Here is a 14,617-nt window from a genome sequence, read left to right as displayed (position 1 = left end):
CAACATCGTCGAAATCGCAAGCCCATCGGCACACCATAATGGCTATAGCGGCCTCTACGATATGACACAAGTTTCGCCATTTACATGCGTGGCGCTTATTGCACCGCATCGGCTCGCTGTTACCATGCTGCTCTGCACCGGGATGACTCAACTTAAAAGGCTACCCCTCTGACCTCGACCGCCGCTTTTTCCAGCACAGCGCCCAAGTCGCCGCAACAGAATCAGTCTCCGCGGCCATCGCCCGGCCCCCTGCGCCAGGCCCTGAGATCCGCTGTGGTCAAGGGTTGCGGCGCCGTCGCACTGCCGTTGATGCTGTCTGCCTGCTCCTGGTCGTGGTTCGGCCTGAATTGTCCATCGCGAACGGCCGCGCATCCCACCGGCTGGCTCAGCGTCGCCCCCGCCCGCGATTTCGTCTACATGGCGGCCGTCAATGGCCAGGTGTCGCCGAACCGGATCGAAAACACGGCGATGACCGGCATCGTGCTAAAAACCGATATCAACGAGGCCGTGCGCAACAGCATCGCGAGCAGTTTGCAGATTGCCGGTTTTCATCTCACCGAGGGCAGAAAGGTTCTGAGCGGCAGCATCGAGAAGTTCACGGTAGACGACACGCGCTCGCCCACGTTCTGGACGCTGAAAATGCGCTACATCGTGACCGATGCCGCAACCCAGAAAGTTGTGTTCTCGACCACCAAGACTGTCCGGCAGAAATCGCCTAAATTCACGAGCAATACCATCGCCATCGAAGACACGGTCAAACTGAGTGTCGATGCGTTGATCAGCGACCCAGGTTTCGTTAGATCGGTGAATTGAACGGACGGGCGGACTGAATCGGCACGGTCCGCCGATTCGCTACAATCGCGAAATAGCGGGAAAACGCAGAATCGGGGGCGTAACTGGCGCCTGCGGTCCTGCCTGCCCGATTCGTCGCAGTTTCGTCCTCTTCTCCGTGCGAGCCGTCATGTCCCTCACCGCCTGGCTGTTCTTCCTGCCCGCCTGCTTCGCGATCAACCTCGCACCTGGCCCGAACAATCTTCTATCGATCAACGTTGCCGCGCGGCACGGCTTCATGACGGCCTTCTTCGGCGGCGCCGGCCGGCTCGTTGCGTTCGCCTTGATGCTGGTGCTGGCCGCAACCGGCCTTGCGGTCGTGCTGCACGCATCCGAGTGGTTCTTTCTTGCGATCAAGCTGGCGGGCGCCGCCTACCTGATCTGGCTGGCAATCCAGCTGTGGCGTAGCGACGCGCCCACTATCGACACGATGCAGCAAGAAGACGCGTCGCTCTGGCGGATCGCGCGGCAGGAGTGCCTGGTGGCCGCCGGCAATCCGAAGGCGATTCTGGTTTTCACCGCGTTCCTGCCGCAGTTCGTCGATATCGCCAAGCCGATGCTGCCGCAATTCGCGGTGCTCGGCGCAAGCTTTCTGGTGCTTGAATGCGTGGCGATCGCGCTTTACTCGTGGGCGGGCATGCACCTCGGCAAGTGGCTGGTTCGCGCCAGGGTCCGGCGCTGGTTCAATCGCTGTTGCGGGACGTTTCTTGGGGCGATCGGGGTGAGTTTTCTGCTGGTGCGGCGGACATAACGCGCCGGAGCGGAAGAGAGATACCGGGCTTACCCAACGATCGTGCCGGAAACATGCATGTTGTACGGCCCACGCCCGCAATGGTGAAACCGGCCTGCTAGCCAGTCCATTGGCCCAACCATAAACAATAACGAATACACCGCCGCAGAAACTTTAACTGTCGTCAATCGTCTCGCACCCCTATGCTCGATCAATAACCCGCCATCGCGGCAAGACCATGCGCGGCGCCGGGCAAGCGAGTTCTCATCGTCACAGGGGCGGCATCATGAAGATCTGTATCTTCGGAGCAGGAGCGATTGGCGGTTTGATGGGCGTGCAACTGGCGCGTGCGGGCGCGGACGTAAGCTTTGTCGCGCGCGGCGCGCATCTCGCTGCAATGCGCGAACACGGCGCGAGGCTGATCATGGACGGCGAAACGTACAGCGCGCCGGTACGCTGCACGTCGGACCCGCGCGAACTCGGCGTGCAGGACTTCGTGATCATCACATTGAAGGCGCACTCGCTGCCCGGTGTGGTCGAAACCATGCAGCCGCTGCTCGGCAAGCACACGGCGATTGTCACCGGCGTCAACGGCATTCCTTACTGGTACTTCTACCAGCACGGCGGAAAATTCGCCGGCACGCGCCTTGCCAGCATTGACCCCGACGGCAGCCAATGGACGAGGCTCGGCCCCGAACGCGCAATCGGCTGTGTGCTGTACCCCGCCGCGGAGATCGTCGAACCGGGTGTCATCAAGCACGTGTACGGCAAAAAATTCCCGATCGGCGAGCCGAGCGGCGAACGCACGCCACGCATTCAGCAACTGCACGAGATCATGCAGGCGGCAGGTTTCGATGCACCGGTCCGTGACAATATCCGCGACGAAATCTGGCTCAAGCTGTGGGGCAATCTGTGCTTCAACCCGATTAGCGCGTTGACTCACGCCACGCTCGACATCCTCACCAGCGACCCCGGCACGCGCACGGTATCACGTACGATGATGCTGGAAGCCAAGCGCATTGCGGATCAGTTCGGCGTGCATTTTCGCGTCGATGTGGAAAAACGCATCGACGGCGCGGGTGCGGTCGGCGCGCATAAGACCTCCACACTGGTCGATCTGGAGAACCGCCGTCCGATGGAGATCGATCCGCTGCTCACGGTGGTCCAGGAAATGGGCCGTCTCGTTGCCGAGCCCACCCCGACCATCGACGTCGTGCTCGCCCTGATCAAACTGCGCGAACGGATGGCCTTGCAAAACGGTTGAGCGTCCGCCCGCGCTGCGCCACCAATTCGCGTGAGACCTCAGGCAAGGATCGAACACCAGGTGTTCGATCCTTCATTTACGCTGCTATTGATTTACGCTGCTATTGATCGATCGCCAGCCACACCGCCTTGGGCTCGGTGAAGTTTTCAATCGCGACGTCGCCATGCTCGCGGCCAAAACCGGAATCGCCGGAACCGCCCCAAGGCAAGCGCACGTCGGTATAGCCGTACGTATTGATCCACACGGTACCGGCCTTCAGATCACGCGCCACGCGATGCACGCGGCCAATATCGGCGCTCCATACGCCGGCCGCGAGGCTGTACAAGGTGCCATTGGCAATCCGGATCGCGTCGGCTTCGTCGTTGAAACGAATCACGGTTGCCACCGGCCCGAAGATCTCCTCCTGCGAAATGCGCATTTCATGCTCGACATTGGCGAACACCGTCGGCTCGACGAAGAAGCCTCGCTCGCCCACACGCGCACCGCCGGTCACAAGCGACGCCCCTTCGGCGCGCCCGGCCTCGACGTAGCCGAGCACGGTCTTCATCTGCGCGGCGGAGATGAGCGGCCCCATGGAGGTTTCGCGCGCCGCCGGATCACCGACCTTGATCGCCTTCGCCCGCGCCGCCAGACGCTCGACAACTTCGTCGTACACATCACGGTGGGCCAGAATGCGCGAGCCGGCCGAACATACCTGACCCGTGTTGAAGAAAATGCCGGACGCCGCGGCTCGCACCGCATTGTCGAGATTCGCATCCGGAAAGATCAGGTTCGCCGACTTGCCGCCGAGCTCCAGCGTGACGCGTTTGAAGTTGCCGGCCGCACCCTGCAGAATGCCGCGCCCCACTGACGGCGAGCCCGTGAAAGTCACTTTGTCGATGCCGGGATGCGCCACGAGCGCATCGCCGACCACCCGCCCCTTGCCGGTGACAATGTTCAGTACTCCCGGCGGTACGCCCGCTTCGAGTGCGAGTTCGCCGATACGCAACGCGGTCAACGGCGTAATCTCCGCCGGTTTGACGATCAGCGTGCAACCGCATGCCAGGGCGGGCGCGATTTTCCACATGCCGATCATCAGCGGGAAATTCCACGGCACGATCGCGGCGACCACGCCAACCGGCTCGCGCAACGTGTACGTCAATGCGTCGGGACGTACCGGCACCACCTGTCCGTTGATCTTGTCGCACCAGCCCGCGTAGTATTCGAGCGTGTCGATCGCCGCGGGAATGTCCTGGCGCATCACGGCCGAGATCGGCTTGCCCGCGTCGAGGCTTTCCAGCGCCGCAAGTTCTTCCAGATTCGCGCGCATCAGGCCGGCGAGACGCGCCAGGATGCGGCCCCGTTCGGCTGCCCGTATCGCGTTCCACACTTTCAACGCGGCCCGCGCCGCGTGTACCGCCGTATCGACGTCGGCCGCACTGCCTTGCGCAACCAGTGCAATCGGTTCTTCGGTTGCCGGGTTGATGTCGACGGAATATTCACCGGTGCCGGGCGGCAAACGCTTGCCGTCTATCAGCAGATCATGGCGCCTGAGGTCGGTTTCAGTTTCCATCATGAAGCTCCTTGTGGGAAATGTCGCGTGGGCTGACTAGCAGCGGATCGGTCAGGGCGGCGAACTGCGCCCACGCCGCCGCGGCGTTGGGTCTGAGGGAGCGGTTGCGGCGATGCACGAGCAGTGTGGTCAGATTCATCCCGGGAACCAGCGGTCTGCTCACCAATGACGCGGCGGGTACGGGCCAATGTCCACCGACAGGCAAAACACCAATGCCGATGCCCAGCTCGACCATGCGCGACACCGCCGCGACGTGTCCGAGTTCCTGAACCGGCCGCCGCTTCAGACCGTGCGTACTGAAGGCAAGCTCGAGCGCGGTGCGCACACCCGCATCGGCGTTCAGCGTGACGAGCGCATAGTCCTGCAAGGCGCACCACGGAACGGCAGCCTGCCGCGCCAACGGATGCGCGGGCGGCATCACCACGTGCAGTGGCGTCGTGAAAACCATTTGTGCATGCAACTGATCGGTGTTCAGCGGCTGCGCTACCGAGACGACACCGAAGTCCACTTCCCCCTGCTCGACGCTCGCGAGCACACCGCCTTGCGGCTGGTCCTTGACGGACACGATCAGTTCGGGAAACGCCGACGCACAACGCGCGAGCCCCTGCGCCACCCAACTCGACGACAGCACCGGGTTGCTCGCCAGCACAACCACGCCGGTGTGTCCTTCATAAGCGGCACGCTCCTCGCGCAACGTCAACTCGATTTCGTCGAGCAGGCGACCGATTCTGCGTTCCAGGCTCGCGCCCGCATGAGTCAGTTCTACCTGGCGTGTGGTGCGATCGAACAGTTTCAATTCGACCGCCTCTTCAAGCTCGCGCACACAACGGCTCACCGCCGACTGCGTCAGATCGAACTCGCGCGCCGCACGCGTAAAGCTCCGTTCACGCGCAACGGCGACGAACACTTTGAGTTGCTGCAGCGAAACATTCATGACGTCACTACCGGGTATGGGCCGCTCACCCTATTCGCCTGTCTGCTCGGGCCAATGACTCAGCCGCGAGGACTTGCTGCCGGCAACCGCGAGCGCGCCCTGAGGTTCGTTGTGCGATTCGATCCAGCGCGAACGCATGGGTGAAAGAATGAACTTCGCCGAGATGCCCGCCGCGATCGTGACCACCGCGGAGACTATAAAGACGAGATTCCAGCCACCTGTTGCCGACAGTACCGAAGCAATCGGCACCAGCAGCGACGCCGTCCCCTTCGCGGTGTAGAGCGTGCCCGCATTGGCTGCCGCGTATTTGCTGCCGAAGGTGTCGGCACAGATCGCCGGGAAAATCGAGAAAATTTCGCCCCAGAACAGGAAGATCAACGCGGCGAACGTCATGAACGCATACGGGTTGCTGCCGTATTGCATGAGGCCGAGCAACGCGAGACCCTCGCCGATGAAGATCACGAACATCGTGTTTTCACGGCCGAGCTTGTCGGAAATGAAACCGCACAGCGGACGGGTAAAGCCGTTGCAGATATTGTCGATAGAAAGCGTGGCGGTGAGCAGCGGCAAGGTCATGCCGAAGATCGTCATCGGGATGCGTGCGATCCCCCAGTCTTTCGCGATCGGACCGATTTGCGCCGTCGCCATCAAACCGCCCGCCGCCACCGCGACAAACGACACGTAGATCACCCAGAACACCGGTGTCCTGATCATCTGACCCGGTGTGTAATCGACCTTGGTGACCGCGAACTTTTTCTTCGACGCGGCTTGCTGGCGCAGGACCGGTTTCTTCAACAGCAGCGCGAGCCCGAGTATGCACACGCCCTGCAGGATGCCGAAAAAGAAGAACGTATGCTCATATCCCGAACGCGTAATCATGTTGGCGATCGGAATCACGGTGACCGCCGCGCCCGCGCCAAAACCCGCCGCAGTCAAACCCGCCGCGAGACCACGGCGATCCGGAAACCACTTCAACGCGTTGCCGACACACGTACCGTACACGCCGCCTGCACCGATCCCGGCAATGACCGCCGACACGTACAGCATCGGCAAGGTTGTCGCATATGAATTGATGACCCATGCGAGACCCGCGCATACCGCACCGCCGGCGACCACCGGGCGCGGGCCGAACTTGTCGACCAGCCAGCCTTCTACCGGCACGAGCCACGTTTCGGTGAGAATGAAAATAGCGAAGGCGAGTTGAATGGATGCCTCCCCCCAGTGATGCCGCGCATTCATCGGCGTGACGAACAATGTCCATGCGTATTGCAGATTGGCCACCAACGCCATGCACATCATGCCGATGACGAGCTGCCACCAACGGTTCGCCCAGAACACGCGGGCCGTGGTCTGCTGAGTGATATCGTCCATGCGCCTTGTCTCCGCCATTTTTATAGAGTGCGGCCGGCCGTCGCGCCGCACTCCATGCGTCTCGCCTTCTGGTTATGACCCGAATAGCCTTGCCATTCGGGAGTATTTAATTTTTGCGTCTTTAATTCGCATTATTCGAAAACTGGCCTGCCTGACTCATCGCTTTGCAGCGCAACTGCTTTTATTCCGATCAATTAAACATCGGTACTGCATCAATTCTTGCTGCAGGGCCCGTCACACCTCAAATCCAAGCGTTAACCCGGGTACTGCGCCGGGTACTGCGCCGAGCACCGCATTGCGTAACGCACCGGCAATTCCGCTTCTAATGCAGGTCCATGCTAGGGTCATTGCTGAATTACTAATAATTAAAGTTTGTTATTATGTTGATTCACATTTGCTTATACATTGGCCATGACGATGCGCAATGCGACTCTGCGGCAACTGAAGGTCTTTGAAACGGTGGCGCGCCACCTGAGCTTCTCGCGCGCCGCGGAGGAATTGCATCTGACGCAGCCCGCCGTCTCCACCCAGGTTAGGCAACTCGAGGAACACGCGGGGCTGCCGCTGTTCGAGCAGCTCGGCAAAAAAATCTATCTGACGCCGGCCGGCACCGAGATGCTTCACTACAGCCGCGCGATCATTCAGCAGTTCCACGAAGTCGACGAGGCGATGGGGCAGCTCAAGGGCGTCTCCGGCGGCAAGCTGAACGTCGCGGTGATCAGCGCCGGCGACTATTTCTTTCCGCGCGTGCTGGCTGAGTTCACGCGGCGCTACTCGGGCGTCGTGCTCAATCTTGCAGTACACAATCGCGCGGAACTGTTGCATCAACTCGCGACGAATCAGACCGACCTCGCGGTGATGGTGCGCCCGCCGCACGAAACCGACGCGACCAACGAGCCGTTCGCGCCGCACCCTTATGTGATCGTGGCGGCGCCCACGCATCCGCTCGCGCACAAACGCAACATCAGGATGAGCCAGTTGGCGAGCGAGGCTTTTATCGTGCGCGAGCGCGGCTCGGACACGTGGAATTCCATGGAAGAAGGCTTCGCCGGCCGGCTCGCCAATCTCAAGATCGCGATGGAGATCAAGAGCACCGAGACGATCAAGCAGGCCGTGATCGCCGGCATGGGTATCGCGTTCCTGTCCGCGCATACGATCAGTCTCGAGTTGCAACTCGGCCACCTGGTCGTGCTCGACGTCGAGAGCTTTCCGGTCATGCTCAACTGGTACGTGGTGCATCGGAAGAACAAGCGCCTGCCGCCGGTTGCCGTCGCCTTCAAGCGCTTCCTGATGGAGGAAGGCGCGAGTCTCATCGAGAAAATCACCCGCGTGAAGGAATTGAGCGTCTATAAGCAGTAGGTTATGCAAACCCATTAAAACTTTGACTATTTCAAACTGATCAGTATCCCTATGCTGCAAGTGAGTTCCCTTACTTGTCAGTTCAGGAGACCGATCATGAATCACGCTTCGCTTGAAACTCATGCCGGCACGCGCTCCACACCCGCTGCCGTGACCGGTGCCGACGACGCCCATCTGAGCGCGTTCAACGCCGCCTTCAGCGATCTTGGTCTGCGGTTTCGCTGGGACCAGGCCACACTCGAGGTCCTGAAGGAATTCAACAGTGAAGCGGCGCGTATTACCGCCTATATCGAGCGATTTCACTCGCATCTTCACCGGGCGTACGACGCCGAGTTTCTTGCCCAGATGATCCTGAGCAAGAAGCTCAGGTACTACAGCGAATTCGCGGCAGCCGGCGAAGCCAGCGAATAGAGACTGCGCGAGGACGGTCCCGCCATTCATCCGGTTTTCCGCTCGACATATCCCTGTATTCATCTTTGACGGTACATCGCGCGATGAGTGGCGTGCTGGCGGACGAGGCCGCGCCTGTGTGCACTCATGTTCCCCGTGCCATGCCAGCCACGGCGGTGCCGGTATGCCGCCGCGCGCACCGTGTCGGGCTCTATCTCACGCAGCACCCATGTTTGTTCTTCGCCACCGTGCCATTCGATTTGCGCCAACAGCCCTTGCCGCCCGAGCGTTATCGCGTGACAACGTGCATCGCCGTGCGCATGACCGCGTCCACTGAACGCGTGAGCACGGGGATTGCTGGAATAGGCGCGCTTCGCCATCAGATGCGTGCCTAGCGCGGCGGCCAACACGCTCATCGCAAGCAGCGCGGCAAGCCCGAACGGCTGGGCCTGTTCAGTCACAAAACCGTAGCCAAGCCATCCGCACAGCAATAGCGCCGACACATTGACGATACCGTGGCCCGGACGCGCCGCCGCGCTGAGATCCAGCACGCCGCGCAGTGTGCAGAACGCGATGGCAGATGCGGCAAAAACCAGCGCGCCGACGAAAACCGCCGCATAGAGTTCGATACGCTCGACATTCGCCCGCGCCGTTACCGTCGCGCCAAGGTAGCTGGCGAACCCGCCCAACACGACGGCGAGCCCCGTGGCGCTGCCCAGCAACGCAACGAGCCCGGGCCGTCGCGTCATAGTGAAACCTCACAGGCCACGGCCAGTGCATTGCTGAGCGTGCCGATTCCTTCAACCGCGATCGTCACGGTCGCGCCGTCCTTGATCGACCCAACACCGACCGAGGTGCCGCACGCAATCACGTCCCCTGGTTCGAGCGTCAAGTCCTGTGAAATCAGACGCACCTGCTCGGCAGGCGAAAACACCATATCGGCCAGCGGATAGTTCTGCCGCTCGACACCGTCGAGCGTCGTCACAAGGCGCGCCGTGCGCCAGTCGAAACCGGAGACGATGGAGGGTCCGATGCAGCAGAACGTATCGAAGCCCTTTGCGCGGCACCATTGCGGAAAATGCGGGTTCTCGTTCAGCAGGTCGGCTGCGGTTACGTCGTTGACCAACGTGTAGCCGAAGATCGAAGCCGCAGCCTCCTCCGCACTCGCATCGCGGCAGCGCCGTCCGATCACAATACCGAGCTCACCTTCGTAGACGATCTTGCCAGCGTAACTGGGCGGCCGCCGGATCGCATCGCCCGAGCCGATCACCGATCCCGCCGGCTTCAGCAGAAATAGAGGATGCGCCGGCACGGGCTTGTCGAGTTTCGCCGCGAGCGCGTGGTAGTTATTCCACAGCGCAATGATCTTGCCGGGCGCACACGGCGCGAGCGGCGTGAGTGCCCGTGTCGACAGCACAGCGCCGGTCGGAACCGGTTGATCGAGACTCTCGTACTCATGCAGATAGCCGCCTTCCACCCGGCCGAACACGATGCCACCATCGCTCGACATGAAACGCATCCACGTATCCATACGTCGCTCCTTGATCTGTCAAATTGCGCCGGCGGTCCGCAATGCGCTGATCTGTTCGGGCGAGTAGCCGAGTTCAGCCATCACCTCGTCGGTGTGTTCGCCCAGCAGCGGCGAGCGTTTGACTTCGGTCGGGCTATCCGAAAGTTTGATAGGATTGCCAACCGTCAGGTACTTTCCCCGGGTTGGGTGGTCAACTTCGACAATCGTTCCGGTTTTGCGCAGCGACGGCTCTTCGGCGATTTCCTTCATCGACAGAATCGGTCCGCAAGGAATGTCGTACTTGTTCAGAATCTGCATGGCCTCGAACTTGGTCTTGGTCATGGTCCAGCGCTCGATCTCGGCAAAGATGTCCTTCAGATGCGGCAAGCGTGCAGCGGGTGTCGCATAGTTCGGATCGGTGGCCCATTCCTCCTTGCCGATCACGTTGCAGATTTTCGCCCACACCGGCGCCTGCGTAATGAAGTAGATATACGCATTCGGATCCGTCTCCCAGCCCTTGCACTTCAGAATCCAGCCGGGCTGGCCACCGCCCGACGCATTCCCCGCGCGCGGCACCGCTTCGCCGAAGGTTCCGTTCGGATACTGCGGGTACTCTTTCATCGTGCCGGTGCGTTCGAGCCGCTGCTGGTCGCGCAATTTCACGCGGCACAGATTGAGCACACCGTCCTGCATCGCGGCGAGCACCTTCTGCCCGCGCCCGGTTTGCGTGCGCTGGTACAGCGCCGTGACAATGCCAAGCGCCAGATGCAAACCCGTGCCGCTGTCGCCGATCTGCGCGCCGGTCACCACCGGCGGGCCATCGTCGAAACCGGTGGTCGAAGCCGCGCCACCCGCGCATTGCGCGACGTTTTCGTAGACTTTGCAGTCCTCATAAGGACCCGGGCCAAAACCCTTCACTGACGCCACAATCATGCGCGGGTTCAATTCCTGAATCCGTTCCCACGTGAAACCCATACGGTCGAGCGCGCCCGGCGCGAAATTCTCCACCAGCACGTCGCACTTCTGGATCAGCGCCTCGAGCACCAGCTTGCCTTCCGGGTTCTTGGTATCGATCGTGACCGAGCGTTTGTTGTGATTGAGCATCGTGAAGTACAGGCTGTCCACGTCGGGAATATCGCGTAGCTGCTCACGCGTGATGTCACCGGCACCCGCCCGCTCAACCTTGATCACATCCGCACCAAACCACGCGAGCAACTGCGTGCAGGTCGGGCCCGATTGAACATGCGTGAAATCGAGAATGCGCACGCCTTCGAGTGCTTGACTCATATCCTGTCTCCTTTGTCGGCCAGAGTTAGCGCGTTACTTGTACATGGTTTGATTCTTCGTACCCGGCGCGTATTCGCGCGGGTCGACCCAGATATTCACGATCGCCGAGCGGCCCGTGCGATGAATCGCTTCGCGAGCGCGCTGCAAGGCGCCGGCTATCTGCGCCGGGTCGCGCACTTCTTCGCCATGGCCGCCGAGCATTTCCGCGAACTTGCTGAACGGCACGTCGCTCAGCAGATTGCCGACGTTGCCGCGCGCTTCACCGTACTTGGCAAGCTGCCCGTAGCGGATCTGGTTCATCGCCGAGTTGTTGCCGATCACCGCGAGATACGGCGCGCCGAAGCGGTTGGCGGTTTCCATGTCGAACGCGGTCATGCCGAACGAGCCGTCGCCGTAGTAGCACAGCACTTCTTTGTGCGGATGCGCGAGCTTGGCGGCGAGTGCAAAACCGGTGCCGACACCGAGCGAGCCGAGCGCGCCCGGGTCCATCCATTGACCAGGACGGCGAGGACGCACCGCTTGCGCGGAAATCGTGACGACGTCGCCGCCATCGCCGATGTACACGGTGTCGTCGGAGAGGAATTCGTTGAGTTCGTAGGCGACGCGATAGGGATGGATCGGCGTGCTGTCCGACTTGAAAAGCGGCATCAGTTTTTCGGTCGCGGTGGCCTCGGCGTCCTGCAACTGCGCCATCCATTTGCGTCGCGCCTGACGTTTGCCGCCTTTGAGACGGCCGCTCGCCGCCTGCAGAACGGCAGCCAGAATCGCGCCCGGATCGCCGACCAGACCGAGATCGATATCGCGGTTCTTACCGACCGTGCGGTAGTCCATGTCGATCTGCACCAGTGTCAACTCGCGGCTGATGCGTTTGCCGTAACCCATGCGGAAATCGAACGGCGTGCCGACGACGATCAGTACGTCCGCATTCGCAAAGGCCTGCGAACGGGTGCGGTCGAAGTGATGCGGATCGCCTGGCGGCAGCAGTCCGCGGCTTGCGCCATTGAAGTAACCAGGAATGTCGAGACCGCGCAACAACGCAATCGCCTCTTCATGACCGCGCGCGGTCCATACCTGCTGGCCATACAGGATCGCGGGCCGCTCGGCATCGACGAGGATATCGGCCAGTTTCTCGATATCGCGCGGATCGCCGATCGACCGGGTCGAGGCTCGATAGTGGCCCGACTGCGGCACAACTGCGCGCGTCAATTCCACTTCGCGGTCGAGCACGTCGCGCGGAATTTCCAGGTATGCCGGACCGGGCGCGCCGTTGAAGCATTCGCGCGCCGCCATCGAGATCATGTCGGCAACCCGCTCGGTACTCGGCACGCTGGCAGCGAATTTGGTAATTGGCGCCATGATGTCGACGTGCGGCAGGTCTTGCAGCGAGCCCATCTTGTGCTGCGTCAGCGCGCCTTGTCCGCCGATATGGAGAACCGGACTTTCGGAGCGGAACGCCGTCGCGATGCCCGTGACCGCGTTCATGCAACCGGGGCCCGCCGTCGTCACCACACAGCCGAGCTTGCCGGTCTGCCGTGCGTAACCGTCCGCTGCATGTGCGGCGACCTGTTCGTGGCGCACGTCGATGATGCGAATCCCTTCATCGACACAACCGTCGTAGATGTCGATGATGTGGCCGCCGCACAGCGTGAAGATCGTGTCGACTCCCTCGTTCTTCAGCGCCTTGGCCACCAGATGGCCACCTGAGACAACGCCGGCATCGCGAGTCTTCTGCCTGAGCGTGTCTTCGGCCGTCGTGCTGCCCGTGCCCGGATTCCCGGTTGAAACAACTGCGGACATAGTCGTCTCCAGTCCCATGCAAAGCTGTCGGCCGGAGTCAGTGCTTTCACGCTTACTCCAGCCTCACACACCCTATGCCGATCACCACCGATACATACCGTATGTGATATATCACATACAATCAAGTTCGATTTCAAGATGCGGCTATCCCGGTGTTTTGTGCTAAATGCTTGCCTGCACTACGTTGCAGCGGAACGGCATCGTGTTGGTCTGCTCGATCCGAGGGAAAACACTGAGTGAGTGTCTGCTCCTGCATCGTTTGATATATCACATACCATATTTCACAACCCGTCAAGCAAGGCTTATCCCCTACTGCTCAATGACCGCAGCTGGACGACGAGACGGGAGCACTCAGGGACCATGAGCCGCAGACGCCTGCTGAACGCGGCATAGAGGGATTCTGATGGCACTAAACAGCGCTATTTGCAGGCCAGCCTCGGCCGGCGCAGCCAGATCGGAAAAACAAAAAAACCCGCAGTGATCGCATCACCGCGGGCTTTTTTGATCCGTCGCGCCAGTCAGCACCCAAGCGGGCGCCTCGTCAGACACCTAAGCAGCCATCAGTCCAGAAAATCGCAATTCGCTTCGACAAACGCCGCCAGATCCAGCGAATGCTGGCGCGTGAGCCGCTCGGCCAGTTCGGTATCGCGCTGCTCCAACGCCTCGATAATTCGCAGGTGATCGACGATCGAACGCGACGCGCGGTCGCTTTGCGAAATGGTCATGCGGCGAATCGCCCGCACGTGGATGAAGATGTTTTTGATCGTGTCGAGAATGATCTGCGATTTCGACAACTCGACGATCGCCTGATGAAACGCGATGTTGGCGTCGGAATACTCGGCAATGTGCTCGGCCGGCGTGGCGTCGCGGAAATTGTCGAACATGTGGCGCAGGCGGGCGATTTCCTCGTCCGAGGCGTGCAGCGTGGCAAGACGCGCCGCCATGCTTTCGAGCGCGGCCCACATCTGGATCATTTCGACGATCTCACGCTTGCTCTTGCGCACGATGTAGATGCCGCGCCGCGGCACCATGCGCAGAAAACCTTCCTGTTCGAGCAGGGTCATCGCCTCGCGCACCGGCGTGCGGCTCACGCCCAGCGATTCACTCAGCACACGCTCGTCGAGACGGATTTCTTCGCGAGATTGATAGATGTCCGCGTCGGCAATGGCCTGGCGGAGCATCGCATACGCCTGATCGCGCAAGCTTGCGCTCGCGCCAATCGGCTGCAACGACAGCGTCAAGGGTGTGGCCACTGCTTCAGTTTGAAGTTCTGACGACATTCATCGCCTCTTGTTGAACATGCGCACGATACGGCGCCGCCCCGGCTATTGTGCCCTCCTGTTCGCCCAAACCGACGAACCGGCCATGCTGCGCCGCGAGTTGCGCAACCGGCTGCGGAATCCAGCGGGTCAACAGGACGGTGGCGGCCGAGCCCAAACCCACAACAGCGACGGCCAGCAGCGCGAGAGGAACAAATTCCATTTGTAACTCCGAATGATTGAGTGATCCGATCCCTCAATCATATGCTGCAATGCCGCATTAATCAATATTCTGTATGTAGTATATCAGTGGCTGTTGTTTCCAGACATCAG

Annotated in this window: 14 protein-coding genes; 5 read left to right on the top strand and 9 right to left on the bottom strand. The window is 61.0% G+C overall.

The features are described from left to right. The first annotated feature begins 273 nt into the window (after window positions 1–273). The 3 genes from BCY88_RS28185 (at window position 274) to BCY88_RS28175 (ending at window position 2,825) form a co-directional block, all read left to right on the top strand. A complete protein-coding gene (locus tag BCY88_RS28185) occupies window positions 274–813 on the top strand; it encodes a hypothetical protein (RefSeq protein ID WP_120347430.1) in 540 nt (179 codons plus the stop codon). Between the two features lie 148 nt (window positions 814–961). Then, window positions 962–1,582 (top strand): LysE family translocator, encoded by a 621-nt coding sequence (locus BCY88_RS28180; RefSeq protein WP_120347429.1) that lies wholly within the window; start codon window positions 962–964, stop codon window positions 1,580–1,582. Between the two features lie 265 nt (window positions 1,583–1,847). Beyond that, window positions 1,848–2,825 (top strand): 2-dehydropantoate 2-reductase, encoded by a 978-nt coding sequence (locus BCY88_RS28175; RefSeq protein ID WP_120347472.1) that lies wholly within the window; start codon window positions 1,848–1,850, stop codon window positions 2,823–2,825. Window positions 2,826–2,925: 100 nt separating this feature from the next. Here the strand turns inward: BCY88_RS28175 and BCY88_RS28170 are convergent, their stop codons facing one another. From BCY88_RS28170 to oxlT, 3 genes are read right to left on the bottom strand one after another with little or no spacing between them, the layout of a single operon-like run. Beyond that, window positions 2,926–4,377, bottom strand: a complete 1,452-nt coding sequence (locus tag BCY88_RS28170) for an aldehyde dehydrogenase family protein (protein WP_120347428.1) — start codon at window positions 4,375–4,377, stop codon at window positions 2,926–2,928. Next, window positions 4,367–5,311, bottom strand: coding sequence for a LysR family transcriptional regulator (locus BCY88_RS28165; RefSeq protein ID WP_120347427.1), 945 nt, complete (start codon window positions 5,309–5,311; stop codon window positions 4,367–4,369). Before BCY88_RS28165 ends, BCY88_RS28170 begins: the two co-directional genes overlap by 11 nt. 30 nt (window positions 5,312–5,341) lie before the next feature. Beyond that, on the bottom strand, window positions 5,342–6,682 hold the full coding sequence (gene oxlT / locus BCY88_RS28160) for an oxalate/formate MFS antiporter (protein ID WP_120347426.1): 1,341 nt from the start codon (window positions 6,680–6,682) through the stop codon (window positions 5,342–5,344). Window positions 6,683–7,093: 411 nt separating this feature from the next. Between oxlT and BCY88_RS28155 the strand changes: the two genes are divergently transcribed. Then, complete coding sequence (locus tag BCY88_RS28155; protein WP_120347425.1) at window positions 7,094–8,041, top strand: LysR family transcriptional regulator; 948 nt, start codon at window positions 7,094–7,096, stop codon at window positions 8,039–8,041. 96 nt (window positions 8,042–8,137) lie between these two features. Beyond that, complete coding sequence (locus tag BCY88_RS28150; protein WP_120347424.1) at window positions 8,138–8,452, top strand: HAD family hydrolase; 315 nt, start codon at window positions 8,138–8,140, stop codon at window positions 8,450–8,452. A gap of 59 nt (window positions 8,453–8,511) precedes the next feature. Here BCY88_RS28150 and BCY88_RS28145 read toward each other — a convergent pair whose 3' ends face one another. The 6 genes from BCY88_RS28145 to BCY88_RS28120 form a co-directional block, all read right to left on the bottom strand. Then, the gene (locus BCY88_RS28145; RefSeq protein WP_120347423.1) at window positions 8,512–9,180 is read right to left on the bottom strand and encodes an NAD(P)(+) transhydrogenase (Re/Si-specific) subunit beta; all 669 of its coding nucleotides are present in this window, start codon (window positions 9,178–9,180) and stop codon (window positions 8,512–8,514) included. Next, window positions 9,177–9,962, bottom strand: coding sequence for a fumarylacetoacetate hydrolase family protein (locus BCY88_RS28140; RefSeq protein WP_120347422.1), 786 nt, complete (start codon window positions 9,960–9,962; stop codon window positions 9,177–9,179). The genes BCY88_RS28145 and BCY88_RS28140 overlap by 4 nt, the downstream gene beginning before the upstream one ends. Before the next feature lie 18 nt (window positions 9,963–9,980). After that, entirely contained in the window at window positions 9,981–11,228 is a 1,248-nt protein-coding gene (gene frc / locus BCY88_RS28135; protein ID WP_120347421.1) for a formyl-CoA transferase, read from the bottom strand. Window positions 11,229–11,261: 33 nt separating this feature from the next. Further along, on the bottom strand, window positions 11,262–13,025 hold the full coding sequence (locus BCY88_RS28130; RefSeq protein ID WP_120347420.1) for a thiamine pyrophosphate-binding protein: 1,764 nt from the start codon (window positions 13,023–13,025) through the stop codon (window positions 11,262–11,264). Window positions 13,026–13,585: 560 nt separating this feature from the next. Further along, window positions 13,586–14,305, bottom strand: coding sequence for a GntR family transcriptional regulator (locus tag BCY88_RS28125; protein ID WP_120347419.1), 720 nt, complete (start codon window positions 14,303–14,305; stop codon window positions 13,586–13,588). Continuing rightward, window positions 14,283–14,507, bottom strand: a complete 225-nt coding sequence (locus BCY88_RS28120; RefSeq protein ID WP_120347418.1) for a hypothetical protein — start codon at window positions 14,505–14,507, stop codon at window positions 14,283–14,285. The genes BCY88_RS28125 and BCY88_RS28120 overlap by 23 nt, the downstream gene beginning before the upstream one ends. Window positions 14,508–14,617 lie beyond the last annotated feature (110 nt).

Origin of the sequence: Paraburkholderia fungorum, from assembly GCF_003610895.1 — a bacterium.
Taxonomy (GTDB): domain Bacteria; phylum Pseudomonadota; class Gammaproteobacteria; order Burkholderiales; family Burkholderiaceae; genus Paraburkholderia; species Paraburkholderia fungorum_B.
The sequence above is the reverse complement of the archived record's forward strand: the minus strand, read 5'-3'. Positions and strand labels throughout refer to the sequence as shown.

Excerpts from the sequence above, each read along its gene's own strand:
- BCY88_RS28180 (WP_120347429.1), top strand. The coding sequence starts at position 962 with ATGTCCCTCACCGCCTGGCTGTTCTTCCTGCCCGCCTGCTTCGCGATC.
- BCY88_RS28175 (WP_120347472.1), top strand. The coding sequence starts at position 1,848 with ATGAAGATCTGTATCTTCGGAGCAGGAGCGATTGGCGGTTTGATGGGC.
- BCY88_RS28170 (WP_120347428.1), bottom strand. The coding sequence starts at position 4,377 with ATGGAAACTGAAACCGACCTCAGGCGCCATGATCTGCTGATAGACGGC.
- BCY88_RS28165 (WP_120347427.1), bottom strand. The coding sequence starts at position 5,311 with ATGAATGTTTCGCTGCAGCAACTCAAAGTGTTCGTCGCCGTTGCGCGT.
- oxlT (WP_120347426.1), bottom strand. The coding sequence starts at position 6,682 with ATGGACGATATCACTCAGCAGACCACGGCCCGCGTGTTCTGGGCGAAC.
- BCY88_RS28155 (WP_120347425.1), top strand. The coding sequence starts at position 7,094 with ATGACGATGCGCAATGCGACTCTGCGGCAACTGAAGGTCTTTGAAACG.
- BCY88_RS28150 (WP_120347424.1), top strand. The coding sequence starts at position 8,138 with ATGAATCACGCTTCGCTTGAAACTCATGCCGGCACGCGCTCCACACCC.
- BCY88_RS28145 (WP_120347423.1), bottom strand. The coding sequence starts at position 9,180 with ATGACGCGACGGCCCGGGCTCGTTGCGTTGCTGGGCAGCGCCACGGGG.
- BCY88_RS28140 (WP_120347422.1), bottom strand. The coding sequence starts at position 9,962 with ATGGATACGTGGATGCGTTTCATGTCGAGCGATGGTGGCATCGTGTTC.
- frc (WP_120347421.1), bottom strand. The coding sequence starts at position 11,228 with ATGAGTCAAGCACTCGAAGGCGTGCGCATTCTCGATTTCACGCATGTT.
- BCY88_RS28130 (WP_120347420.1), bottom strand. The coding sequence starts at position 13,025 with ATGTCCGCAGTTGTTTCAACCGGGAATCCGGGCACGGGCAGCACGACG.
- BCY88_RS28125 (WP_120347419.1), bottom strand. The coding sequence starts at position 14,305 with ATGTCGTCAGAACTTCAAACTGAAGCAGTGGCCACACCCTTGACGCTG.
- BCY88_RS28120 (WP_120347418.1), bottom strand. The coding sequence starts at position 14,507 with ATGGAATTTGTTCCTCTCGCGCTGCTGGCCGTCGCTGTTGTGGGTTTG.